Here is a 24,178-nt window from a genome sequence, read left to right as displayed (position 1 = left end):
CGCCCGGCGTGCCTCGAATCCTCAAATCCCCAGCATCATCTTCGCGATGATGTCGCGCTGAATCTCGGACGTGCCGCCGAAGATCGTGTAGGCCCGGCCGTTGAGATATTCCGGCACCACCGTCAGCATGTCCTCGGGTATCGCCGGCTCGTGGTTGAGCTTGTAGAGCGGGCGCATCGGCTCGACGGCGAGGGCGTCGTGGCCAATCACGTCGGCGCCCAGCCGTGTCACGGCCTGGCGGATCTCGCTGTTGCGCAGCTTCAGGATCGACGACACCGCGCCGGGATTCTGTCCGGTCTGGAGCGCCGAGAGCACCCGCAGCTCGGTCATCTCCAGCGCGTCGATGTCGACCTCGACCTCCGAAATGCGCGTCGCGATGTCAGGACTGTCGATCGCGCGGCCGGTCAGGTCCGACTCGGCAAGGTCCGCGACCGCCTTCAGCCCTTCGCGCAGCTTGGCGGAGGCGATGCCCGAGCCGCGCTCGAATTCGAGCAGGTATTTGCCGTAGGTCCAGCCCTTGCCTTCCTCGCCGACCCGATTGGCCATGGGCACGCGCACGTCGTCGAAGAACACCTGGTTGACCTCGTGGTCGCCGCCGATGGTGAGGATCGGGCGCGTCGTGATGCCCGGCGTCTTCATGTCGATCAGGATGAAGCTGATGCCGTCCTGCTGCCGCGGTCCGTCGCTGGTGCGCACCAGCGCGAACATGCGGTTGGCGTGGTGGGCATGCGTGGTCCAGATCTTGGTGCCGTTGATGATGTAGTGGTCGCCGTCGCGCACCGCGCGCGTCTTCAGCGAAGATAGATCGGAGCCGGAGCCCGGCTCGGAGTACCCCTGGCACCAATAATCCTCGCCGGAGAGAATCCGCGGCAAATAGAAGTTCTTCTGCTCAGGGCTGCCGAAGCCGATGATGACGGGCCCGACCATCTTCACGCCCATCACGTTGACGTTCGGTACCCCCGCGCGTGCGGATTCGGTCTCGAAAATCCAGCGTTGCGCCGGCGTCCAGTCCGGCCCGCCATACTCGACCGGCCAGCCCGGCGCGCCCCAGCCCTGCTTGTGCAGCGCGCGCTGCCAGGCCATGCCGATATCAGGATCGGAAAACACCGACGGCGTCAGCGCGGTCGCGCGCTTCATCTCCTCGGTGAGATTTTTGGCGATGAAGCCGCGCACCTCGTCCTGGAAGGCGCGCTCCTCGGCATTGAACGACAGGTCCATGATGCGCTCCTTTCGGTTCAGGCCGGCACGCCGGCGCGGCCAAGCCGGGCGTGGCGGGCATAGTGGTGCGCGCTGCCGCCGAACAGCGTGTCGAAGGCGACGAGCCGCTTGAAATAGGCGCCGACCTCGAGCTCCTCGGTGACGCCCATGCCGCCGTGAAGCTGGATCGACTGCTCGCCGACGAAGCGCGCACATTTGCCGATCTTCGCCTTTGCGCCCGACGCGGCCCGTGCGCGCTCGATCGGCGTGCTGTCTGCCTTCAGCGCGGCGCGCAGCGCCATCGAGCGCGCCTCGTCCACCTGCATCGCCATGTCGGCGAGGCGGTGGCGGATCACCTGGTTGGCGGACAGCGGCCGGCCGAACTGCTTCCGGATCTTGGTGTATTCCAGCGTCGTCTCCAGCAGCATCTGCATGATGCCGACGGCCTCCGCGCCGAGCGCGGCCATGGCGCGGTCGACGGCCCATTCGATTGCGGGCAGCGCATCCTTGCCGTCGCCGAGCAGGGCATCCTCCGGAAGATGCACGTCGGGCAGCTCGATATTGCAGGCGCGCCCGCCGCCGAGGCGCGGATAGTCGGAGATCGAGAGGCCCGGCGCCGTTGCCGGCACCAGGAACAGGCCGATCCGCCCCGATGGCCCCCGATGATCGTGAATATGCGCGGAGACGATGATCTCGTCGGCGGCATGGCCGTCGAGCACGGCGATCTTGCTGCCGGCAAGACGCCAGCCCTGCGCGGTCTTGTTGGCTGCGGTCGCAACTTTGGCGAGATCGAACCGCGCTGCGCGTTCGGAATGCGCAAGCGCCAGCTTGAACGACCCGTCCGCGATCTTCGGCAGGCTCGCCTGCTTCTGCGCCGTGCTGCCGCATCTGTCGATCAGCGCGGCTCCGAGCACGACCGTCGCGACATAAGGCTCCGACACTAGCCCGCGGCCGAAGGCTTCCATCAAGATGCCGATGTCGACCGCACCACCGCCGAGCCCATCAAACTGCTCCGGGATCGGCAACGCCAACCAGCCGAGCTCGGCAAACTGCGTCCATACCGCCGGGCTGAAGCCGAGCGGATCGTTCGCCATCTTGCGGCGATGATCGGCATCGTAGCTCTCGGCCACGAAGCGTTCCGCGCTTTCGCGCAGCAGCCGTTGCTCGTCGCTCAGATTGAGGTCCATCGCGTCTACTCCGCGGCCGCCGGCGGCTTGCGCACGGAGGGATGCAGGCCCGATGGATCGACGATCATGCCGAACTCCTGAAGGTTATGGGCGTGACAGAGCTGATGCAGGGCAAAGGCCTGGTCGATTGCAGCCGGCTGGCCCATCACATCGACCGAACGATTGACCGCCTCCTTGGTCAGCTTCAGCGCGAAGGACGGCTTTGATGCGATCCGGCGCGCCAGCTCCAGCACGCGCGATGACAACTCCGCGCGTGGCACGACCTGATTGACCATGCCGAGCTGATGCGCCTCCTGCGCGCTCCAGCTGTCGGCCGTGAACAGGAATTCCTTGGCCTTGCGCGGCCCGAGCTCCCAAGGATGCACGAACCATTCGACGCCGCAGACGCCCATGGCGACCACGGGATCGCAGAACTGCGCATCGTCGCTGGCGACGATGAGGTCGCAGGCCCAGGCCAGCATCAAGCCGCCGGCGATGCACTTGCCGTGCACCTCGGCGATAACAGGCTTTGCCAGATTGCGCCAACGGCGCGTGATCTGGAGATATATTTCCTGCTCGCGCGCGAAGCGGCCGTGCGCGTTGGCTTCGGCGAAGCCGCCCCAATTTCCGATCGGCGGAAAATCGACGCCCGCTTCATTCTTGCCGCCCGGGCGCAAATCGTGGCCCGAGGAGAAATGCGGCCCGTTGCCGGCAAGGATGATCACCTTGACCGTGTCGTCCTGCACCGCGGCATCGAAGGCAGCGTTGAGGTCGTAGGTCATTTGCAGGTTCTGCGCGTTGCGCGCATCGGGCCGGTTCATGACGACCCGGGCAATCGCCGGCTCCGGCCGCTCCACGAGGATGGTCTCGAACGAGGACATCGCGTTCCCCCTGGCGTTTCCGTTTGGTCTTATTGTTTCGTTGAGTTGACTATGTTGGCCGGTGATAGGCAAGGGGCTTGCGTCAATCGGCTGGCGATGGGGCGCGCATATGCTTGTTGCAGTCATTCCGGGGCGCCAAGCGAACCCGGAATCTCGAGATTCTTCGATGCTCCGGGCCGCGCTTGCGCGGTCCCGTCGCATCGCCCGGGAATGACGAGAAGAAATCTCGACACTCGCCAGGGCCCTTCTGATAGTTTGCGCCGGATTCCACCGGGAGAAATTTTGATGCGCAAGATCCTGACCGTGCTGGCGGCGCTGGCCTCGCTCAGCCTCACCAATTGTGGCTACAACGCGATCCAGAGCGAGGACGAGCAGATCAAGGCCAACTGGTCCGAGGTCGTGAACCAGTATCAGCGCCGCGCCGATCTCGTGCCCAACCTCGTCAACTCGGTGAAGGGCTTTGCCCAGCAGGAGAAGGACGTGCTGCTCGGCGTCACCAATGCGCGCGCCAAGGTCGGCAGCATCCAGGCAACGCCGGAGGTGCTGAACGACCCCGCGGCCTTCCAGAAGTTCCAGGCCGCCCAGGGCGAGCTCTCCAGCGCGCTGTCGCGCCTCCTGGTCGTCACCGAGAACTATCCGCAGCTCAAGTCGGACGCGCTGTTCAAGGACCTGATGTCCCAGCTCGAGGGCACCGAGAACCGCATCACGGTGGCGCGCAACCGCTACATCAAGGCGGTGCAGGATTACAACGTCACCATCCGCTCGTTCCCGACCAACCTCACCGCGATGACGTTCGGCTACAAGGAGAAGCCGAACTTCTCGGTCGAGAACGAGAAGGAGATCTCGACCGCGCCGAAGGTCGATTTCAATCCTGCGCCCGCGCCATCGAAGTAAGTGCGTTCGCCTCTCATGCGCGCCACGCCCACCACTGTCATTCCCCGCGGAAGCGGTGAATCCAGTACGCCGCGGCCTTTCCGTATCTCGCTGCCGTCTCTGGAATACTGGATCGCCCGGTCAAGCCGGGCGATGACACTGAGTGTGTGGTTCGTCTTCGCACTCCTCCTCGCCTTCGCATTCCCCGCCGCGGCCGACGTCGCGGTGCCGCAGCTCACCGGCCGCGTGGTCGACCAGACCGGCACGCTCTCCAGCGGCGACATTGCTGCGCTCACGCAAAAACTGCGCAACTTCGAGACGCGCAAAGGCAGCCAGGTCGCCGTGCTGATCGTGCCGTCCACGCAGCCGGAAACGATCGAGCAGTTCTCGATCCGGGTTGCGGAGGCCTGGAAGGTCGGCCGCAAGAAGGTCGACGATGGCGCGATCCTCGTCGTTGCCAAGAACGACCGGCATTTGCGCATCGAGGTCGGTTACGGCCTCGAAGGCGCGCTCACCGACGTCACCTCGCGGCGGATCATCGACGAGATCATCACACCGAAATTCAGAACGGGCGATTTCAGCGGCGGCATCTCGGATGGCGTCGATCGCATGATCCGCGTCATCGACGGCGAGCCGCTGCCGGTTCCCTCGCCCAGCGTGAATTTCGGCAATCTGGACGACATCGGGCCGCTCTTCTTCGTGACGGTGTTCGCCTCGATCGGGGTCGGCGGGTTCTTCCGGGCCATGCTGGGGCGGCTGCTCGGATCATTGGCGACCGGGGGCATCATCGCAGCATTGACCTGGCTCATTCTCGGTTCTTTCGGGCTTGCCATGGTGCTCGGCGTCGCCGGCTTCATCATCGGATTCATCGCCGATGTGGTTTCCGCGATGGGACCAAGTACGGGGTCGTCGCGTCGGGGCTCGTGGTCGAGCGGATCCTCGGGAGGCGGCTGGAGCAGCGGCTCGTCGTCCAGCGACAGCGGCAGCTTCAGCGGCGGTGGTGGCAGTTTTGGCGGCGGCGGCGCCTCGGGGAGCTGGTAGCGGTCATGAGCATCAAGCGCATTGCCAGACATCTGGTGCAGCATCATTGGCGGGCAAAGCGGATTTTTCCGCCAAAGGTGCTCACCCGCATCGAGCAGGCGATCAAGCAGGGTGAGACCACCCATTCCGGCCAGGTCCGCTTCGTCGTCGAAGGCGCGCTCGACGGCGGCCCCCTGTTCCGCAACCAGCCGGCGCGCGAGCGCGCGCTCGACGTGTTCTCGCATTTGCGCATCTGGGACACCGCGCACAACAACGGCGTCCTCATCTATCTCCTGCTCGCCGATCGCGACGTCGAGATCATCGCCGACCGCGGCATCGACGCGAAGGTGGGGGCGGCGGGCTGGGAGACCATCTGCCGCGCGATGGAGGCGGAGTTCAGGTCCGGCCAGTTCGAGCGCGGCGTGATCGAAGGCATCGCAGCCGTGTCGCGCGAGCTGGCAAAGCATTTTCCTCCGCAGGGCCCGCATCGCAACGAGCTGCCGGATGCGCCCGTGACGATGTGAGCGCCTGCCAGTAATCCGCACGCCGTCATTGCGAGCGTAGCGTAGCAATCCAGAGTCTTTCCGCGGTGGCAGTCTGGATTGCTTCGCTACGCTCGCAATGACGAGGTCGAGATTGCGCGCCCAACTCTCTCACCGTCACCCCCGCGCAACCGCGAAGCGGTTGTCGCTCGAGGCGGCCGCTTCTTCGGCTGTCCTCGAAGGGCGGCGGCCCGACCGTTGCCCTGCCGTTCATCTTCCCCTGGTTACAAATTGTTTCACGCCCGCCACACCGGTTCCACTTTCCCGGCCAAATTCGGCCCCTGATGACTTCCTAAAATTTCGGTAAGCGGGTCCGAAGGTAAGGATTTCGCAAGCAATGAAAGTTACCAAAAGGTCAATCCAGCGTGGAGTATTTGAGCCGTGAGCGAACCAATGGCTGATCAGGCTGCCCAAGAGACCGGCGAACAGACGAGCGTCGAAGCCGCCGCGACCGCGCCGCAGGCCGTCGAGGCTGCCGGGATCGAGGCCCCTTCGATTGCCCCCGACCATGAGACGCCGCCCAAAGCCGATCCAGTCAAGGTCGAGCCGCCCAGGATCGAAGCCTCGAGGATCGAGGTGCCGAAGTTCAGCGCCACGCCGCAGGCTGAATCCAGGCCCGAGCCGAAGCCGGGCAAGCTCATCGTCATGCCCCCCTCGGATCGCGCCTGGGACCGCGAGGATTTCGCCCCCCACGTGAAGGCGGACGAGCCGCGCGAGGCCGGCGGCAAGCGTCGCCTGTCGGCGATGGCCGCGGTGGTGGCGATTGCCGCCAGCGTCGGCGCGATCAGCGGCGTGCTCGCGACCGCCGGCATGATGCACTTTGCAGCTCCGGTTCCGGCGCCAGCGCAGGTCGCCGACACCAGCGCGCTCGATGCCTCCGTCGCGCGGATCGATGCCGACCTCGTCGCGCTCAAGGCGAATGTCGAGCACACCTCCAAGACCGGTCTCAACCAGTTCAACCGGGCCAACGACCGTCTCGACAAGCTCGAGAAGGCGCAGGCCGAGCCGATGGCCAGGATCGCAAAACTGTCCGAGACCGTGGACAAGCTCCGTGCCACGCCGCCCGCAGCCCCCGCGCAGGCTGCCGCCACACCCGCCAGGGAGACCACCGGCTCGATCGCGCCGACCCAGGTTGCGACCGCTGCCGCCGCACCGGCTCCGGTGCCCGCCGCGCCCAAGACCGAGGTCGGCCGGCTCCCGACGATCGAGGGCTGGGTCCTGCGCGACGTCGCCAATGGCGGCGCGCTGATCGAGGGCCGGGGCGGCCTTTACGAGGTTTATGCCGGCGATCCCATTCCCGGCGTTGGCCGCGTCGATGCGATCCGCCGCCAGGACGGCCGCTGGGTGGTTGTTACCAGCAAGGGCCTGATCGTCGCGCGCTAAGCTGTCGGAATTCGACTTTCGAAGAGGCGCTTCACCACCATGTGAAGCGCCTTTTTTCTTGAATAGGGGTCCTTGCGCGGTGTTACTGAAGGCATGAGCCGCGTGTTGCGAATTCTCCTTGCTGTCGTCGTGCTTCTTGGTGGCGCCATGTCGCTATCGGCAGCGGAGAATGCACAGCTCACGCGCGGCACGGCGATCACCGATCCCGATGTCCTGCGCAGGCTCGACCAGAACGATGCGCTCACGATCTCGCGCCTGTTATGGCCGGAGCGCAACGCGAACTTTCCGCTCACGAACGATCTGCTGTTCTCCTCGATGCCGCAGCTTGCGCCAATTCCGCCGGCAATCGACGCGGAGTTCGATCGCTACATCGCGGGACACAAGGCGGCATGGCCGAGCGAGACCATCGGCGTCGGCGAAGGCTTTGACGTGCAGCTGTTCGATCGGGCCGCGCTGAAATCCCCCAACACGCGTTTCGTGCTGGCCGGCATCGTCAACCGCATGGACCGCGCCTATGTCGCGGAGGATTCCTGCGGCGAGATCCGCCTGATCTATCGGCTCACCCGTTTCGACGCCGGACCGGACGGGAGCAAGACGGCGACGCGCCTGCCGATGACGTTCAACCTGGTGCTGAAGGCGCGTGAGGCCCGCCAGATCGCCTCGAACGGCAAGCCGGTCACCTGCGCCGAGGTCGCGCGGCGCTGGCTCGACAATGGCGACTGGCAGGGGCTGATCGGCGGCGGCTTCTATCCTTACGATGCCATGCTCGATCGCATCGAGACCAACATCCAGGTCTCGATCGCGCCGAAATCGGCGCTGCACGACTTCCGCTCGGACTATTTGCTCAAGGTGTTCAAGTACGACGCCGCGACGAAGACGTTCGAGGAATCGACGCTGGAGAACCAGATCGATCGCGACCGGATTTTTGCGGACAATGATCTCCGGCGCGACTTCAAAGAGTGGCTGCTCGCGCCCGACCATCTGCGCGAGTTCGATCGCGGCACGGTGCTGATCCCCGAGAAATTTTTGGCCAAGGCCGCGGTGGTGCCGACACCGGCCGGCCTCGATGCCTCCGCGTTGCAGCCGGAGTTCGGCATGATGCAAGGCGAAGGCAAGGACAATCCCGTCTTCACGGACAGTGATGTGGTTAGCGCGTTGAAGCAGGCGACCGCGCGCGCTGACGTGCAGAACATCCGCTCGGTCGCGGGCTTCCAGCGCCGTCTCAACGACGTCACTTGCGCCGGCTGTCACCAGACCCGCGGCATCGGCGGCTTCCATTTTCCGGGCGTGGATTGGCTGGCGGACAAGCCGTCCAATGCCACCATCGTGCCGGCCTCGCCGCATTTCCTTGGCGACCAGCTTCGCCGCCGCGACATCCTGACCGCGTTCGCGGCCGGACAGCGGCCTGATTTCTCACGCGGATTCGCCAGCCGACCGCAGACCCGCGGCAGCCAGGAATTGGCCGGCACCGAATATCAGGACGGCTGGGGAGCGCATTGTTCCTTGCAAGATGCGGGATCGGGAACGCCGGACAAGAGTTTTACGTCATGGAGCTGTGCCAAAGGTTTGACCTGTCAGGCTGCCGCGGCCTCGCGCCGCATCGGCATGTGCTTCATCAAGACACATTAGCGCGTCCTAGCCCACCGCCCCGTTTGACCGCAGCTGCTTGATCGCTGCCTCGTCGTATCCCGCTCCGCGCAAAATCTCGTCACTGTGCTCGCCGACGCCGGGCGGCTTGCGCGGCTGCACCTTCTTGGTGCCGTCGACCCAGATCGGGCTGGAGATGGTGAGCATGGTGTCGTTCTCGAACGGCACCAGCACCTCGTTGTCGAGCATCTGCTTGTCGTTCGGGATGTCGTCCAGAATGCCGACGATGCCGAACACGAGGCCGTTGCCGTCGAGGATCTTGCGCCATTCGGCAAGGTCCTTGGTGGCGAAAGTCTCGTCGAAAATCTTGATCAGCTCGACCGAGCGGGCGTGGCGGTCGGGCTTGGTGGCAAAACGTGGATCGGTGATCAGGTCTTCGCGGCCAAGGCACTTGGCCAGCGTCGGAAACTGCTTCTCCTCGCTCAGCAGCGACAGGATCAGCCAGCGGCCATCCTTGCATTGATAGTGGTTGGCGACCGCATTCAGCGCGCGCTCGCGCGGGCGCCGTTCACCGAACTTGGCGCCGCAGAGTTTTGCCTGCGCCAGCACGCTCGCCGCCCACACCCCGTTCGCCATCAGGTTGGAAGCGACATGCGAGCCCTTGCCGGTCTTCTCGCGCTGATAGAGCGCGGTGACGATCGCGCCGTACAACGCCATGGCGCAGGGGTGGTCGCCCATGCCGGCGACGGAGCGGGCCGGCGTCGTATCGGTATCGGCGCGGACGAGGTCCATCAGGCCGGAACGCGCCCAATAGGCGTTGCTGTCGAAGCCGGGCTTGTTGGCTTCCTCGCCCTTCTCGCCATAGCCGGTGAAGGAGGCGTAGATCAGCCGATCGTTGAGATGGGCGAGGTGGTCATAGGTGATGCCGAGCTTGGTGCGCACCGGCGGCGGCATGTTGGTGATGAAGACGTCGGTCTCTTCGACCAGCTTGTAGAGCACCGCCTGCGCCTCCGGCTTGGAGAGATCGAGCGCGAGGCTCTTCTTGTTGCGGGCCTCCAGCAGCCAGGCGAAATTGTGCTCGCCGGTCGGGTAGCCCGGCAGGTTGGGCAGATTGCGGTAGGGGTCGCCGGCGCCGGGCGGCTCGATCTTGATGACGTCGGCACCGAAATCCGACAGCACGGTCGCGGCCGCGGGCGCTGCGATGAAGCTCGCGCAGTCCAGAACCTTCAGCCCCGCAAAAATGCCCTTGTCCATCGCGGCGTTGCTCCCTCGCTCTTGTTGTTTCCCGCGCGCTGGAATTGGCGCGGGTCGGATCAAGGCTGCATTAGACCGATGTTTCGGCGGGATGCAACGCTCCTTCCGGGACTCACTCCTCCCCAGCCAGCAACGCAGCATTGCCGCCGGCCGCAGCCGTGTTGATGGTTACGGTCTGCTCGGTGGCAAAGCGCGCGAGGTAGTGCGGGCCGCCGGCCTTCGGGCCGGTTCCGGACAGGCCGTTGCCGCCGAACGGCTGCACGCCGACCACGGCGCCGATCATGTTGCGGTTGACGTAGATGTTGCCGACCTGGACGCGGTCGATGATCGCCTCGATGCTGTCGTCGATGCGGGAGTGGACGCCGAGCGTGAGCCCGTAGCCGGTGCGCTCGATCGCCCGCAACACGCGTTCGAGGTTCTCGGGCCGATAGCGCACGACATGCAGGATTGGGCCGAACACTTCCTCGGTGAGCTGGCCGGCCTCCGTGAGCTCGAAGATGTGCGGCGCGACGAAGCAGCCCTCCGGCGCGGGACCGGCAAAGTGCAGCCGCGCCTCCGTCTTCATCCGCGCGATATGCGCATCGAGGCGCTGCTTGGCCTCAACGTCGATCACCGGCCCGACATGGGTTGCGACATCGCTGGGGTCGCCGATCTTCAGTTCCCGCGCGGCACCCGCGACCATCTCGATCATGCGGTCGGCGACGTCCTCCTGCACGAACAGCAGCCGCAGTGCCGAGCAGCGCTGGCCGGCGGAACGGAACGCGGAGGTGACAACGTCGTCGGCAACCTGCTCCGGCAGCGCGGTGGCATCGGCGATCATGGCGTTGATGCCGCCGGTCTCCGCGATCAGGGGCACGATCGGCCCATCCTTGGCCGCGAGCGCCCGGTTGATGCTGCGGGCGACCTCGGTCGAGCCGGTGAAGACGACGCCGGCGATGTCGGGATGCGCGGTCAGCGCCGCGCCGATGCGGCCGTCGCCGGTGACGAGATACAGCGCGCTCTTGGGGATGCCGGCCTCGTGCAGCAGGGCTACGGCCTCGCGCGCGATGCGCGGCGTCTGCTCGGCGGGTTTTGCGACAACGCTGTTGCCGGCCATCAGCGCCGCCGTGACCTGGCCGAGGAAGATCGCCAGCGGGAAATTCCACGGCGAGATCGCCACGAAGACGCCGCGGCCGCGCATGGTGAGCGCGTTGCTCTCGCCGGTCGGGCCTGGCATCGCCGTCTCGCTGCCGAACAGCTTGCGGCCCTGCGCGGCATAGTAGCGGCAGAAGTCGGCGGCCTCGCGCAGCTCCGAGAGCGCATCGTCGAGCGTCTTGCCGCCCTCGCGCTGCAATAGCGCGATGAAATGGGCGCTACGGCTCTCCAACAGGTGCGCGGCCTGCTCCAGCGCCGCCGCGCGTATGCCCGCGGGCGTCCGGCTCCAGCCGGCGAAACCCGCGCGCGCTGCGGCCACCGCTGCGTGGGCCTGGTCCGGCGTTGCATCGGCGATCGGCTTGAGGTCGCCTGTCTCGGCCTTGACGTCGGTCAGCAGTTGGTCGAGCGCGGTGCGCGCGCCGAATTCGACGCCGCGCGAATTGCGCCGCTCCGGCGCGAACAGATCGCAGGGGAGCGGAATCCTGGGATGGGCCGCCGCCTGCGGCCGGACGATCGCATCCGCCGGACGCTGCAACAGCGCCGGGACCGGGACGCGGTAATCGGCCGCCTGCGCCACGAAGGAGGAGTTGGCACCGTTCTCCAGCAGTCGCCGCACCAGATAGGCGAGCAGGTCGCGATGGCTGCCGACCGGGGCGTAGGTGCGGTAGGGGATGTCTGCGTGATCCTTGGCGAGCTGCTCGTAGAGCGCCTCGCCCATGCCGTGCAGGCGCTGGAATTCGAAGCCGCTGCTGCCCTCGGCCATCTCCAGCACGGTCGCGACCGTCAGCGCGTTGTGGGTGGCGAATTGCGGGAAGATGCGTGGCCGCAGGGCCAGCAGCTTCGAGGCGCAGGCGACGTAGTTCAGATCCGTCATCGCCTTGCGCGTGAACACGGGATAGCCGTCGAGCCCGCGCTCCTGCGCGCGCTTGATCTCGGTGTCCCAATAGGCGCCCTTGACCAGCCGCACCATCAGCTTGCGGTCATGGGCGCGGGCGAGCGCGTCGACATAGTCGATCACTGCGCTGGCGCGCTTCTGATAGGCCTGGATCGCGAGCCCAAAACCGTCCCAGCCCTTGAGCGAGGGATCGGCCAGCGTTGCCGCGATCACGTCGAGCGACAATTCCAGCCGGTCCGCTTCTTCGGCATCGACGGTGAAGTTGAGATCATGCGCCTTGGCGCGCTGCGCCAGATCGAGCAGCTGCGGCACCAGCTCGACCATCACGCGCGCGCGGCTGATCGCCTCGAAGCGCGGATGCAGCGCCGAGAGCTTGACGGAGATGCCGGGCCGGTCGGGCAGGGCATGGTTGCCGGCCGCCTTGCCGATCGTCTCGATCGCGCTGGCATAGGCGTCGAAATAACGCCTGGCGTCCGCCGCGGTGCGCGCGCCTTCGCCGAGCATGTCGAAGGAGTAGCGCGTCTTCTGGCCAGAGCGCGGCTTACCCCGCTCCAGCGCCTGCTCGATGGTCTCACCCAGCACGAAATGATTGCCCATCAGCCGCATCGCCTGGCGCGTGGCGGTGCGCACCGCCGGCGCGCCGAGCCGCTTCACCAGCCGGCCGATGGTGCCGTCGGGCGTCTCGCCGGGCTGGATCACCCGCGCCGACAGGCCGAGCGCCCAGGCCGAGGCGTTGACCAGGAAGGCGGTGGACTTGGTCTCGTGATGGATGAAGTCGCCCTCGCCGAGCTTGTCCTCGATGAACTGGTCGGCGGTGCGCGCGTCCGGCACGCGCAACAGCGCCTCCGCCAGCACCATCAGTGCGAGGCCTTCCTTGGTCGAGAGCGCGAACTCCCGCAGCATGTCCTCGACCCCGCCAAGCCGGTCGTCGCGCTTGCGGATCGCCTCGATCAGCCGTGTCGCGGTGCGGTCGATCCGCGCCTCCTGCGGCGGGCTGAGATGCGACGCCGGCAACAGGCGCGCGGCGATCTCGGCATCATCGGGCGCGCAGCGGGCGGTGAAGGGAGGCGGGATGTTCGGCATGGCGTGTCCTGTGGCTCAAATCCAGGATAAGGCCCGCGTTACCGGAGTTCGATAGACAAGTTAGTCGATTTGCCTTAGAAAATGAAGGTAGATACCGTTTTAGCCAGATAAAATATGGAACTTGATCGAATAGACCGGAGAATCCTCTCGATTTTGCAGGAGGATGGGCGAATCGCCAATGTCGAGCTCGCCGAACGCATCGGCTTGTCGCCGACATCGATCGGCGAGCGGCTGAAGCGCTTGCAGCGCGAGGGTTTTGTCGAAGGCTACGGCGCGCGACTCAATCCGCACCGGCTCGGCCTCGGGCTTCTGGTGTTCGTCGAGGTGCTGCTCGACAAGACCACGCCGGACAATTTCGAGCGCTTTGCGCGCGCGGTGAAACTCGCGCCTGAAGTCCTGGAGTGTCACATGGTCGCCGGCGGATTCGACTATCTTGTGAAGGCGCGGCTTGCGGACATGACGGCGTATCGGCGTTTCCTCGGCGAGACCCTGCTGTCGATGCCGGGCGTGCGCGAGACGCGGACCTACGCGGTGATGGAGGAGATCAAGCGCGACGCACCGTTGCCGGTGGGCTAGGGAAGTGCCGTCGCGATTGTCATTGCCGTGGCGTTGAATGAGCGGTCTTCGCGGGAAAAATAGCTATCCGTGTGCAGTCGCAACGCCCGTCGTCGAATGCACTGGCCGTCTTCTAAATTTTCTTGGCCTCGCTCCCGGATTTGATCCGGGAGGCAGCGAAACGCTGGCGGGCTTATACTTTGAGGTTTTCTGCGGAGGTCTTGCCCCGGTTTGCGATCTCTTCGTATTCAACCGTCTGTCCCTCGTTGAGGGTCGACAGACCGGCTTTCTGCACTGCCGAGATATGCACGAACACATCCTTGCCGCCCGACGCAGGCTGGATAAATCCATAACCCTTCGTCGGGTTGAACCACTTGACCGTACCTTTAGCCATCACGACTTCTCCGCGGGTCTTCCTCCAAGATCTCGAACCGCCAGTCCCCGCCAACCGGCCGGTTCGGTCCTAACAGGATACGCGGATTGTGGCAGGCTTGGTAGCTCAAACCACATCAGCCTTTTGCCGAATTCCGCTCAACTTCGCGGCGTTTTTGCCGGTTTTGCCCGTTTCGCGGTCAATCGGCCCGCGCTCCGTCAATACGTCGCGGCCAGGTAATCGACGATCTTGCCGACATCGGCATCGTCGATCGGTGCGCCATAGACCTTGATCATCTTGGTCACCTCGGCCTGCCAGAAGCCCTTCTTGTCCTTCATCGGCGGCTGCGTGTTGATGTAGTCGGCCGAGTGGCAGGCGCTGCAATTGCCTTGCACGACCTCGAGATTGGGGCCGGGCTTGAAGGCGGCGACCTCGTCCGGCAGCTGGTAATTGACGGGCGCCGCAGTCGCGGCAGTGATGCCGGCGGCGAGAGCGAGCGAGATGGCGAGGAGAACGGTGCGCTGCATGATCATTCTCCTTCAGGCCACCGTCACGCGGACGGTTTCGACGACGTTGCGCAAATAACCCGCCGGGTTCCAGCGCGGCGTGTCCGGCTGGGTCTCGCCGCCATTGCCGGTGGCGCGGACCTTTAGCTCGTAAGAACCGGCCGCGAGCTTCACCGGCAGCTTCCATTCGCGGAACGAGTATTTGCCGAGATCCTTGCCGAGCTTCGCGCTCGTCCAGGTCTTGCCGCCGTCGGTGGAGACCGCGACGTCCTTGATGCCCTTGCCGCCGTCGAAGGCGATGCCGCGCAGCGTCGTAGCTCCCGCCTTCAGCTTGGCGCCGTCAGGCACGCTGGTGATGAAGGAGCGGATGGTGAAACGGTTGATCGGGATCGTCGCCTTCGGCGTGGTGCCCGGCTCGATTGCATTGTTCGGGGTATCAGGAATGCGATAGGCCGACTTCATCCAGAAGCCGTCATAGACATTGTCGATGACGGTGATCTCGTTGAGGTGCTTGACCCAGTAGGTGCCGTAATAGCCGGGCACGATCAGGCGCAGCGGGAAGCCGTTGAGGAACGGCAGGTCCTCGCCGTTCATGCCGTAGGCCAGCATCACCTCGCCGTCGCTGGCGTGGTCGATGTCGAGCGCCTTGACGAAGTCAGGCGTCTTGTCGCTGGCCGGGCCGTCCATGCCGTTGAACGTGACCTGCTTGGCGCCGGCCTGCACGCCCGCCATATCGAGCACGGTCTTCAGCGGCACGCCGCGCCAGCGTGCATTCCCCATCGCGCCGTTGGCGAGCTGGCCGCCGGCGACACGCGGCTCGAAGAAGCCGCGGCTGTTGCCGGAGCACTGGTTGACGGCGACGATTTCGGTCGCCTTCATTTTGCGGATGTCCTTGAGCGACAGCTTGAGCGGCTTGTCGACCTTGCCCTTGATCTCGAGCGTGAACTTGTCGGGGTCGAGATTGTAGGGCAGGTCGGAGAGGTGATAGCGCACGAAGAACGCGTTGTTCGGCGTGATCGGGCCGTCGTTGAACACCGCGAACGGGGTCTCGAGTTGCGGCGGCCGGCTGGTCAGGCCGATCATCGGCCGCTTCTGCGGATATTTCACCAGCGGCCGTTCGCCGTTGGCGAAGGGCAGGGTGGCGGTGTCCAGCGCCAGCGCTTTGGTTGAATTCAGTGTGGCCGCCATGGCGGCAAGCCCCGCTCCCTTGAGCAGGTCGCGTCGATCGAACATCTGGTCCCCTCCCGGAGCTTTTCGGTGGCTCGCGGTCATCACCGCGATCCTGCATTCATCTGTCGCAACGATGCCGATGAAGTCAATTCGTGCTTTCGCAGCAGGCCCATGCCGCTGCGTTGCAGCAAGCCGGTGTTGCGTTCGTAATGAGAGTCGAGCTGTCGCCGCGACGGTGGTGCGCTCCACCTCTCCCGCTTGCGGGAGAGGTCGCGCCGAAGGCGCGGGTGAGGGCTCTTTCCTCTAGGGGACTGTCCCGTTGCGGAGACACCCTCTCCCCAACCCTCTCCCGCAAGCGGGAGAGGGAGCGCACCGCGCTCGTTGTTGTCTTACGCCGCCACCCGCGCGCCGCGATCGACCAGCATCGCCAGCTCCCTGGCGTCCGCAACCACGCGCACGGCCATCGGCTCGTCGCGGCCGCGGATCGCGACCTCCTGCTGCGGCAGCGCGTCGTCGGCGAGGCCCGCGGTGCGGCGGACCTCCTCCGAGACGATGGCCTCGCAGGCCAGCGTCTTGGTCATGTCCTGGAGGCGGGCGGCGACGTTGACGGCATCGCCCAGCGCCGTGAACACGATGTGATCGCGATAGCCGATGTCGCCGATGATGACCTCGCCGCCGTGAATACCGATGCCGAAGCGGATCGGCTGGCGCAGATCGTGGCTCAGGAGCTCGTTGAGCTCGTCGATATGCGTGGCGATGCTAGCGGCGGCCTTCAGCGCCTGCCGGCAGGCTTGTTGCGGATCGGCCGACAGCCCGAACAGCGCCAGCATGCCGTCGCCGACGAACTGGTTCGGCTGGCCGCCGCTCTCGACCACGGCCTGCGAGACCGCGCCGAGGAAGCGGTTGACGATGAAGACGGTGTCGAACGGCAGCCGCTTTTCGGCCAGCTGCGTCGAGCCGCGCATGTCCACGAACAGGCTGACGAGATAGCGCTCCTGGCCGATCCTGGCGGGCGTCGAGGCCTGCCCGCTCGCTGAGAGCGTATGGGCCGTAAAGAGCTGGAAGAAGGAGAGATCCGACGTCGGCCGCAGCTGGCAGGCGAGGCGGATCGAAGGGTCGGTGGCACCGACACGGGTGAGCACGAAGGCCTCGCGCTGTGACGGCTCGGGCAGGGCGCCATGATCGCCGATGATGCGGATGCGGCAGGTCGAGCAGCGGGCGCGGCCGCCGCAGACGCTGGCATGCGGCACATTGTGGCGCAGGCTCGCTTCCAGCACGGAGAGGCCCTTGGGGACCCGCACCGTCTTGCCGTTGCCGTAGGACAGCGCGATCATGCCGCCGCGCCGCTCGCGCAAGGCGCGCACGCCGCGCGCGGCCAGCGCCAGTCCGAGCAGGCCGACATAGCCGATGGTGAGGCCGCCGGTGATGCGGTCGAGCGTGTCGGCTTCCGCGACCGTGCCGACCTGGCGGCGGGTGAGATTGTGCGTGCGCCATTCCCCGTCGTCGGCTTCGATCGCTACGCTGCGGCCGCCCTGATAGACGCCGAGCAGCGCCAGCGTCGGGATCAGCACTGCGGCCGCGAGCAGATAGGGCGCGGCGCGCGTGAAGAATGGCTTGAGGCGGAGCCAGAAATAAATGCCGATGCAGCCGTGGATCCAGGCGATGATCAGCAGGATCGTCATGGTCCAGATGCGGTTCGACGCGACGAAGAACAGGTAGAGTTCCTGCGGATAGAGTTTTTGGTGTCCGTACAGCGTCTGGCCGAGCCGCACACCGATCACGTGCGCCATGACCAGGGCGGGGATGCTCAAGCCCAGCACGAGCTGGAGCGGCTCGATCGTTCGCCAGCGGAACTGCCGCCGCTGATACAGCGCATAGATGCCGAGCCCCATATGGGTGAGCGCGGCGGCGTAGAACACGATCGCGACCGGCAGGAACTGCCAGAATGCGGTGTGGTAGTAGACCCCGACCTCCATGGCATCGACCGAGACGTTGCCGAGCGCATGGTTGAGGAAATGGCTGATCACATAGGAGAACAGGATGACGCCGCAGACAAGCCGCACCTGCCGCACGCTGGTCGCGCGGACGAGTTCGGGCATGTGGACAGGAGCGGTGGCCATGATTCGGTTGTATCAGTTCATGAAGGAGAACAGCCAGCCTAGCGTTTAATTCCAGCGGTGGACAGTTTTCGGGATCACATGCGCGGCAAGGTTACGAAACCGTAGGGTGGGCAAAGGCGCGCTGCCGCGGTCAGCCTCCGCTGTCGTCCCGGACAAGCGCGCCCACAGGCGCGCGCCGATCCGGGTCCCCCGCGCGAGCGCTTGCGCTCGTCGCGATACCACAGGGAGTAGTTGCGGGCAGGCTGGTAACTCCGAGTCTTCGCCAAACCCCTCCCTGTGGGTATGGGTCCCGGATCTGCACTCGCTTCGCTCGTTGGTCCGGGACGACAGCAGATGGCGGCAATATCCCCCACATTGACTCCCCCTCCCAAGTCGGGGAAAAGCGCGGCCGTGACGATCGCTCCCGACATCTCCGCGAAGCCAGACGGCGCCGAACGCCGTCTCATCCTTGCTGCCGTGCTCGTCATCGCCGCGATGACGCTGCTGCGCATCGTCTACGCCTCCGCGATCGAGCTGCGCACCGACGAGGCCTACTACTGGACCTGGTCGAAGGAGGCGGCGCTCAGCTTCCTCGATCATCCCCCGGGCATCGCCTGGCTCATCCGTTTCGGCACCGCGATCTTCGGTGACACTGCGCTCGGCGTTCGTTTCGGCGGCATCGTCGCGATGTTGGTGACGCAACTCCTGCTCGCCGACATCGTCCGCCGCCTCACCCATGATGCGCGTGCGGTCGTGTTGGCGGTGCTGATGCCGGAGGCTGCGCTCTACTACGGCCTCTTGATGGCCAAGGTCGCCCCCGACGTCGCGATGATCCCGTTCGCGGTGGCGATGATGTGGTCGCTGGTGCGGCTGGCGCAGAGCGATGATGGACGCTGGTGGCTGGCGGCCGGCCTGTTCGCCGGGCTGGCGATGCTGTCGAAATTCACCGTGATCATGTTCGCGCCGGCGGTGGCCGCTTTTCTTCTCGTGCCGGATTGGCGCTGGCGCTGGCTGCGCAGTCCTTACCCTTATCTGGCCGTGCTGGTTGCGATCGCCGTGTTCTCGCCGGTGCTGATCTGGAATGCGCAGCATGACTGGGCCTCGTTCCGGTTCCAGGGCGTGCGCGCCACCGCCAATTACGGCATCTCGCTCCGCACCGTCGGTGACTACATCGGCCTGCAATTCGGTCTCGTCGGCTTCGTCATGTTCCCGGTGGTACTGTCGGGCCTCGTCATCACGGCATGGCGCGGCTATCGCACGCGCGAGCCGGTCGCGATCCTGCTGTCCACCGCGGTGCTGGTGCCGTTCCTCTATTTCCTCGCGAAATCGCTGACGCTCCGGGTCGGCGACACCTGGCCGATGTTCATGTGGCCGGTCGGCTCCGCGGCTGCGGCGGTGAACCTCGCCATGCTGCCGCGTGAAAAATGGTCGGCGCGGATGATCCGGTCGAGCCTGTTCTGGGCGAATACGGCGATCGTCTCGGGCATCGCCTTCGTCGTCATCGTGTTCCTCTACTACGTCGCCGCGCCCTGGAATTTCCTCGGCAAGATCGATCCGATCGGCGCCGAAGCCGGCTACGAGCAGGTTGCAGCGCGCGCGCAGGCTGCGCTGGACGAGACCGGCGCGACCTGGATCGCGACCACGGACTACCGCACCTATGCCATGATGCGCTGGCTGTTCAGGGGCCGCGTGCCTGTCATCGAGATCAACGAGCGCGGCCGCTTCCAGGATTTCCGCGATCCCGGCATCGATCGGATCAAGGGCCGCGCCGGCATCTATGTCGGGCGCGAGCCCGACAATCGTTTATCGCTGTGGGAGGACATTCCCGCCAAGCGCGAGCAGCTCGGTCGGGTCGAACGCCGCTGGCGCGGTGTTCTGACCGATACCTACGTGCTTGAAAAGCTCACCGGCTGGACCCCGGAGCTGTCCCCGCCGAAGGATTCGCCGCTGTTCCAGTGGCGGGTGCTGGCTTTCCTCTCCCTCTCCCCGCTCTTGTCCGCCGAAGCCTTGGCGAAGGCCGATGCGCGACGAGCTTCGCTCGCGCTGAGAGGGTTGGGGTGAGGGGGAGTCTCCGCGGAGGAGGTGACAGTTGGACTCGCGGAGAGTCCCCCTCACCCGGATCGCATCTGGCGATGCGCTCCGGCCTCTCCCCGCAAGCGGGGAGAGGCGAAGAAGCTACTCCTCCTCGCCCTCTTTCTTCCGCAGCAGATCCGTCGCGAGATCCGACAGCTTCGGCGGCGGCAGCGCCGCGAAGGGCAGCGGGCGTGTCACCTCGATCGCGGCCAATCCGAGCCGCGCCGTCAGCAATCCGTTGAGCACGCCTTCGCCCAGCCGCTGCGACAGCTTCGCTGCAATCCCGTGGCCCAGCATCTGCTGCACCAGGCTGTCGCTCGCGGCCATGCCGCCGGTGATGGCGAGATGGGCGATGACGTGGCGGAGCAGGCGGATCATGCCGAGCGCGCCGGGCCGTCCGCCATACAGGTACGCAAGCTGGCGGATCAGACGCAGCGCGGCGACGAACACGAACATCACGTCGATCGCCGCGCGGGGCGAAACGGCCGTGACGATCGAGACCTTTTGCGCCGCTGACGACACCAGCCGTCGCGCCTCCGCATCCAGCGGCGACATCAATTCACGCTCGGCGAGGCGGATCATGTCGGCGCCGTCGATGATCTCGCCGGTGTGGCTCTCCAGCGTGGCGCGGGCGCGTGCGAGCTGCGGATTCTGGTGCGCGATCTTCAGGAGGTCCTGCACGATGACGCGGCTCTCCTTGCGGTCGTCGCTGGCAAGGACTGCGGCTGCGCGCTGATGCAGTTTCTCGATCGTCGCGAGGCGCGCCAGTCCATACGCCTCGCGCCCGATCACCACCGCGAGCGCAAGCGCGGTGACGAATGCGAAGGCGAGCCCGACGAAGCCGAGGCTTTCGCTGCGCGCAAACAAATCCTCGATCAGATGAACCACGCCGAGCCCGACGCCGAGCAGCGTCAGCCCGGCAAGGCCGGACCAGAACAGCGCGCCCCAGGGGAGGCCGCGTCGTGCGGGCAGCACGGCTTCAATCGGCACCGGCAATGTCGCTGGATCGTGCTCCGGCGTGATCTGGATGGTGCCGCGGCCGAGCCGCGCCGTCTCGTCGGCTTCGGTGACGACGACGCCGGGATCGTCGAGCCGGAACGTCGCCGGCCGCCGCGGCGGGGATCGCTCGTTCATGAGAGCTTGTCTCCGATCAGGAACTGCAAGGCACGGTCGAGGCGGATGTGTGGCAGCGCCGGCTCGCCGTCACCCTCGCGCGCGAGCTTTGGCGGGCGGAAGCGCAGGAAGCGGAAGTCGCTCTTCTCGGCGGCCTCGGTCGAGAGGCCGCGGAAGGCATCCGTGCCGTTGAACAGCGGCTCGGGATCCAGGGGCAGGTCGCCGGGAAAGGTCGCAACCTCCGTGTTGCCGTCGAAGAACTCGCCGCCGGCGCTTTCGCCCGCCGCCGGTGTTCCCAGGATCGACGGCAATTTGTCGCGGCCGTGGGCGACCTGCGCCTCGCGCGTGGCGCGCACCGCGGCGAGCGCCACCACGTCGATCTGCGCGCCGGTATTTTCCGCGCGCGCCACCGCCTGCGTCACGGCGCGGCGGAGCACGGCCTCGAGACGGTCGTGGCTGGAATGATGCAGGTGGTCCGCCTTGGTCGCCGCGAACAGGATGCGGTCGATGCGCGGCCGAAACAGGCTGGTGAGGAAGGTGCTGCGGCCGATGTTGAAGCAGTCGAGAATGCCGGCGAGCGCGGCTTCGAGATCGTGCAGCGCCTCGGGTCCGGAGTTGAACGCGGCGAGCGCATCGGCCAGCACGATCTGGCGATCGAGGCGCGCAAAGTGATCGCGGAAGAAAGGACGCACCACGACGTCTTTGTAGGCTTCGAAGCGGCGCACCATCATCGCCCACAGCGAGCCGTCCGGCGCCTGGCCGCCGACGGGCACGTCGAGCGGCGCGAAGGTCAGCGCCGGGGAGCCTGCGAGATTGCCGGGCATCAGGAAGCGGCCGGGCGGCAGCAGGCTCATGGCAAAGCGTTCTTCGCGGCACGCGCGCAAATAATCGGTGAAGAGCTTTGCGGCTGTCAGTGTCGCCTGCTCGTCCTCGCGCGCGTCAGGCTTGAGCGTGGCAAGATGCGCGTGCCAGCCGGCGGCAAGATGAGCGCGTGGCGCCTCGCGCGAGAGCGCAAGACTCTCCGCCGACCATTGCTCGTAGCTCTTTTGCAGCAGCGGCAGGTCGAGCAGCCACTCGCCGGGATAGTCGACGATATCGAGCGTCAGGGTGCGATCGGCGCCGTTGTGGCGCTGGTAGTCGACGACGAGCCGAAGCTCGCTGATGTCGACGGTCGAATTCGGCCAGTGCCGTTCCTCGACCAGCGCGCGCAGATGGGTCTCATAGGCAAAGCGCGGCACGGCATCGTCCGGCTGCGGCGCGAGGTGCGCCCGCGCGATCCGGCCCGAGGCATAGGCTTCGAATACCGGAAACCGGCCGCCGCGCGTCAGCCCATGGATCAGCGCGGTGATGAACACCGTCTTGCCGGCCCGCGACAGGCCGGTGACCCCGAGCCGCACCGTCGGATTGAAGAAGTGCTCGCCATAGTCGATCAGCGCCCGGGCCGACAGGCGCGCCTCTTCGACCATATCCTGGAAACTGAATGCCATGTGAACGTTAGGGGATCTCGGCGGGCGGAAAAGTGAAGCTGTTCACAAAGGTGGCAATTGCATGAGGAAAATCAAGCTTCATACTTCCACCGCCTTTGTCGGTAAATCAGCCGTTTGAACGACGCGCCGATCCCGAAAGACCCATACAACAAGGGCATTGTCTTGCCTTGCGGATTGCCATGACCGTCTTCCAATTGAAACAGTTTGCATCCACCTCCGTCCATGCTGCAGCCGACGCGATCGGCTGGAACTACGACCGGGCCGAGCTGATCGCCGACGGGATCATCCATGCGGTTGGTGTGTTCTCCGGTACCGTCGCCGCGACCGTTCTGGTGGTGCTTGCGGTGCTTTATGCCGACGCCACCGACATCGTCGGGGTCTCGATCTATGTCGCCGGCCTGCTCTCGATGCTGGTGCTGTCGGCGACCTATAATCTCTGGCCGGTCTCGCCGGTCAAATGGCTGCTGCGGCGCTTCGACCATTCGGCGATCTATCTCCTGATCGCCGCGACCTACACGCCGTTCATCCTGGAGCTGAAAGCCAGCGTCTTCGCGCTGGCGCTGCTCGTCTGCGTCTGGTGCGTGGCGATCGTCGGTATCGTGCTGAAGCTGCGCTATCCCGGCCGGTTCGACCGCGTCGCGGTCGGCATCTACCTCGCGATGGGCTGGAGCGGCGTGATGCTCTACGACGCCGTGGTCAAGGCGCTGCCTGCGCTGGTGCTGGGCTTCATACTTGCGGGCGGGCTGCTCTACAGCTTCGGCGTGATCTTCCATGCTTGGCGGCGGCTGCGCTTCCAGAATGCGATCTGGCACGGCTTTGTCTTGGCCGGTGCGGCGTGCCATTATACCGCGGTGCTCGACCTCGTGTTGAGCTGAGCAGGACCCGCGACGCGGAATAAGCCAAGCGGTATAAGAGCGTATAAGACAAGCGAAGCGCTATAAGAAAAGAGGAGACGTCGCATGCAGGTGACCGGCAAGGTCGTGGTCGTCACGGGCGGCGCAAATGGCATCGGCAAGGCGCTGTGCGAGGCGTTTCACAAGGCGGGCGCAGCCAAGGTCGTCGTCGCGGACATGGACGCCGCCAACGCCAGGGCCGTCGCTGCCATGGTTGATGGTGCAGCCTTCAGATGCGATGTCGCGCAGGAAAAAGAGATCGCCCACGTCATCGAGGAGACCGAGCGGCAGTTCGGCCCGATCGAATTGTTCTGCTCCAATGCCGGCATCGGCGGCGGTTTCGATCCGATGTCGGTCAATGCCGGCGGCGCCTCCGACGAGCCGTGGCAGCGGAGCTGGGCGATCCACGTCATGGCCCATGTCTACGCGGCCCGGCATCTGGTCCCGCGGATGAAGGCGCGGGGCGGCGGCTATTTCCTCAACACCATCTCGGCCGCGGGCCTGCTGTCGCAGGTCGGCAGCCCCGCCTATTCCACCACCAAGCACGCCGCGGTCGGCTTTGCCGAGAACCTCGCGATCTCGCACAAGGCCGACAACATCAAGGTCTCGATCCTCTGCCCGCAGGGCGTCGACACCAACATGCTGCGCTCGATCCCGAAGGGCCCGCAATCCGGCGACGGCGATCTCACGCCCGAGCAGGTCGCAAGTGACGTGCTCGCGGGCCTGGCGCAGGAAACCTTCCTGATCCTGCCGCACCCCCAGGTGCTCGGCTACATGCGCAAGAAGACCGAGAACTACGACCGCTGGATCGGCGGCATGGCGAAGATCCAGGCGAAGATGCGGGAAGAGTTCGGGAAATAGGGAAGGCTGGTGCCGCCATCTCGGTGTCGTCCT

20 protein-coding genes are annotated in these 24,178 nt (G+C 65.8%); 9 read left to right on the top strand and 11 right to left on the bottom strand.

What is annotated here, in order from left to right; all coding sequences use genetic code 11:
* Positions 1–21: 21 nt before the first annotated feature.
* From EI171_RS37520 to EI171_RS37510, 3 genes are read right to left on the bottom strand one after another with little or no spacing between them, the layout of a single operon-like run.
* A complete protein-coding gene (locus tag EI171_RS37520) occupies positions 22–1,218 on the bottom strand; it encodes an acyl-CoA dehydrogenase family protein (RefSeq protein WP_161536268.1) in 1,197 nt (398 codons plus the stop codon).
* A 17-nt stretch (positions 1,219–1,235) separates the two neighbouring features.
* On the bottom strand, positions 1,236–2,384 hold the full coding sequence (locus EI171_RS37515) for an acyl-CoA dehydrogenase family protein (RefSeq protein ID WP_161536267.1): 1,149 nt from the start codon (positions 2,382–2,384) through the stop codon (positions 1,236–1,238).
* A 5-nt stretch (positions 2,385–2,389) separates the two neighbouring features.
* Positions 2,390–3,244, bottom strand: a complete 855-nt coding sequence (locus EI171_RS37510; RefSeq protein ID WP_028172927.1) for an enoyl-CoA hydratase — start codon at positions 3,242–3,244, stop codon at positions 2,390–2,392.
* Positions 3,245–3,529: 285 nt separating this feature from the next.
* Here EI171_RS37510 and EI171_RS37505 point away from each other — a divergent pair, with 285 nt between their 5' ends.
* From EI171_RS37505 to EI171_RS37485, 5 genes are all read left to right on the top strand, one after another.
* Positions 3,530–4,138: a LemA family protein gene (locus tag EI171_RS37505; protein WP_028172928.1), complete on the top strand. Its 609-nt coding sequence runs from the start codon at positions 3,530–3,532 to the stop codon at positions 4,136–4,138.
* Positions 4,139–4,270: 132 nt separating this feature from the next.
* Entirely contained in the window at positions 4,271–5,158 is an 888-nt protein-coding gene (locus tag EI171_RS37500) for a YgcG family protein (protein WP_161536266.1), read from the top strand.
* Between the two features lie 5 nt (positions 5,159–5,163).
* Positions 5,164–5,661, top strand: a complete 498-nt coding sequence (locus EI171_RS37495) for a TPM domain-containing protein (protein WP_060910642.1) — start codon at positions 5,164–5,166, stop codon at positions 5,659–5,661.
* A gap of 411 nt (positions 5,662–6,072) precedes the next feature.
* Entirely contained in the window at positions 6,073–7,062 is a 990-nt protein-coding gene (locus tag EI171_RS37490; protein ID WP_161536265.1) for a hypothetical protein, read from the top strand.
* A gap of 93 nt (positions 7,063–7,155) precedes the next feature.
* Positions 7,156–8,691, top strand: a complete 1,536-nt coding sequence (locus EI171_RS37485; RefSeq protein ID WP_161536264.1) for a hypothetical protein — start codon at positions 7,156–7,158, stop codon at positions 8,689–8,691.
* A gap of 6 nt (positions 8,692–8,697) precedes the next feature.
* Here EI171_RS37485 and EI171_RS37480 read toward each other — a convergent pair whose 3' ends face one another.
* Positions 8,698–9,903, bottom strand: coding sequence for a CaiB/BaiF CoA-transferase family protein (locus EI171_RS37480; RefSeq protein ID WP_038965460.1), 1,206 nt, complete (start codon positions 9,901–9,903; stop codon positions 8,698–8,700).
* Between the two features lie 112 nt (positions 9,904–10,015).
* Complete coding sequence (gene putA, locus EI171_RS37475) at positions 10,016–13,015, bottom strand: bifunctional proline dehydrogenase/L-glutamate gamma-semialdehyde dehydrogenase PutA (RefSeq protein ID WP_161536263.1); 3,000 nt, start codon at positions 13,013–13,015, stop codon at positions 10,016–10,018.
* A gap of 114 nt (positions 13,016–13,129) precedes the next feature.
* Here putA and EI171_RS37470 point away from each other — a divergent pair, with 114 nt between their 5' ends.
* Positions 13,130–13,591 carry an Lrp/AsnC ligand binding domain-containing protein gene (locus EI171_RS37470; protein ID WP_122401136.1) on the top strand — a complete coding sequence of 154 codons (462 nt, stop codon included), beginning with the start codon at positions 13,130–13,132 and terminating at the stop codon, positions 13,589–13,591.
* 172 nt (positions 13,592–13,763) lie between these two features.
* Here EI171_RS37470 and EI171_RS37465 read toward each other — a convergent pair whose 3' ends face one another.
* From EI171_RS37465 to EI171_RS37450, 4 genes are all read right to left on the bottom strand, one after another.
* Positions 13,764–13,964 (bottom strand): cold-shock protein, encoded by a 201-nt coding sequence (locus EI171_RS37465; RefSeq protein WP_008563500.1) that lies wholly within the window; start codon positions 13,962–13,964, stop codon positions 13,764–13,766.
* Positions 13,965–14,161: 197 nt separating this feature from the next.
* Positions 14,162–14,470 carry a sulfite:cytochrome C oxidoreductase subunit B gene (locus EI171_RS37460; protein WP_028172935.1) on the bottom strand — a complete coding sequence of 103 codons (309 nt, stop codon included), beginning with the start codon at positions 14,468–14,470 and terminating at the stop codon, positions 14,162–14,164.
* A 12-nt stretch (positions 14,471–14,482) separates the two neighbouring features.
* A complete protein-coding gene (locus EI171_RS37455; protein ID WP_161536262.1) occupies positions 14,483–15,682 on the bottom strand; it encodes a molybdopterin-dependent oxidoreductase in 1,200 nt (399 codons plus the stop codon).
* A 326-nt stretch (positions 15,683–16,008) separates the two neighbouring features.
* The gene (locus EI171_RS37450) at positions 16,009–17,739 is read right to left on the bottom strand and encodes an adenylate/guanylate cyclase domain-containing protein (protein ID WP_161536261.1); all 1,731 of its coding nucleotides are present in this window, start codon (positions 17,737–17,739) and stop codon (positions 16,009–16,011) included.
* Positions 17,740–18,213: 474 nt separating this feature from the next.
* On the opposite strand from EI171_RS37450, the gene EI171_RS37445 reads away from it, so the two are divergent.
* The gene (locus EI171_RS37445; RefSeq protein ID WP_246740650.1) at positions 18,214–19,779 is read left to right on the top strand and encodes a glycosyltransferase family 39 protein; all 1,566 of its coding nucleotides are present in this window, start codon (positions 18,214–18,216) and stop codon (positions 19,777–19,779) included.
* Between the two features lie 114 nt (positions 19,780–19,893).
* On the opposite strand, the gene EI171_RS37440 is transcribed toward EI171_RS37445, so the two are convergent.
* Both EI171_RS37440 and EI171_RS37435 read right to left on the bottom strand, forming a co-directional pair.
* Positions 19,894–20,925: a YcjF family protein gene (locus tag EI171_RS37440; RefSeq protein ID WP_028172938.1), complete on the bottom strand. Its 1,032-nt coding sequence runs from the start codon at positions 20,923–20,925 to the stop codon at positions 19,894–19,896.
* A complete protein-coding gene (locus EI171_RS37435) occupies positions 20,922–22,391 on the bottom strand; it encodes a YcjX family protein (protein ID WP_161536260.1) in 1,470 nt (489 codons plus the stop codon). The genes EI171_RS37440 and EI171_RS37435 overlap by 4 nt, the downstream gene beginning before the upstream one ends.
* Positions 22,392–22,570: 179 nt before the next feature.
* Here EI171_RS37435 and EI171_RS37430 point away from each other — a divergent pair, with 179 nt between their 5' ends.
* Positions 22,571–23,266: a hemolysin III family protein gene (locus tag EI171_RS37430; RefSeq protein WP_011089987.1), complete on the top strand. Its 696-nt coding sequence runs from the start codon at positions 22,571–22,573 to the stop codon at positions 23,264–23,266.
* A gap of 84 nt (positions 23,267–23,350) precedes the next feature.
* Positions 23,351–24,145, top strand: a complete 795-nt coding sequence (locus EI171_RS37425) for an SDR family oxidoreductase (RefSeq protein WP_011089986.1) — start codon at positions 23,351–23,353, stop codon at positions 24,143–24,145.
* Positions 24,146–24,178: the final 33 nt, after the last annotated feature.

Origin of the sequence: Bradyrhizobium sp. LCT2 (assembly GCF_009931255.1) — a bacterium.
In the GTDB taxonomy this organism is placed as follows: Bacteria; Pseudomonadota; Alphaproteobacteria; order Rhizobiales; family Xanthobacteraceae; genus Bradyrhizobium; species Bradyrhizobium diazoefficiens.
This window is presented reverse-complemented; position numbering and strand designations above follow the sequence as displayed.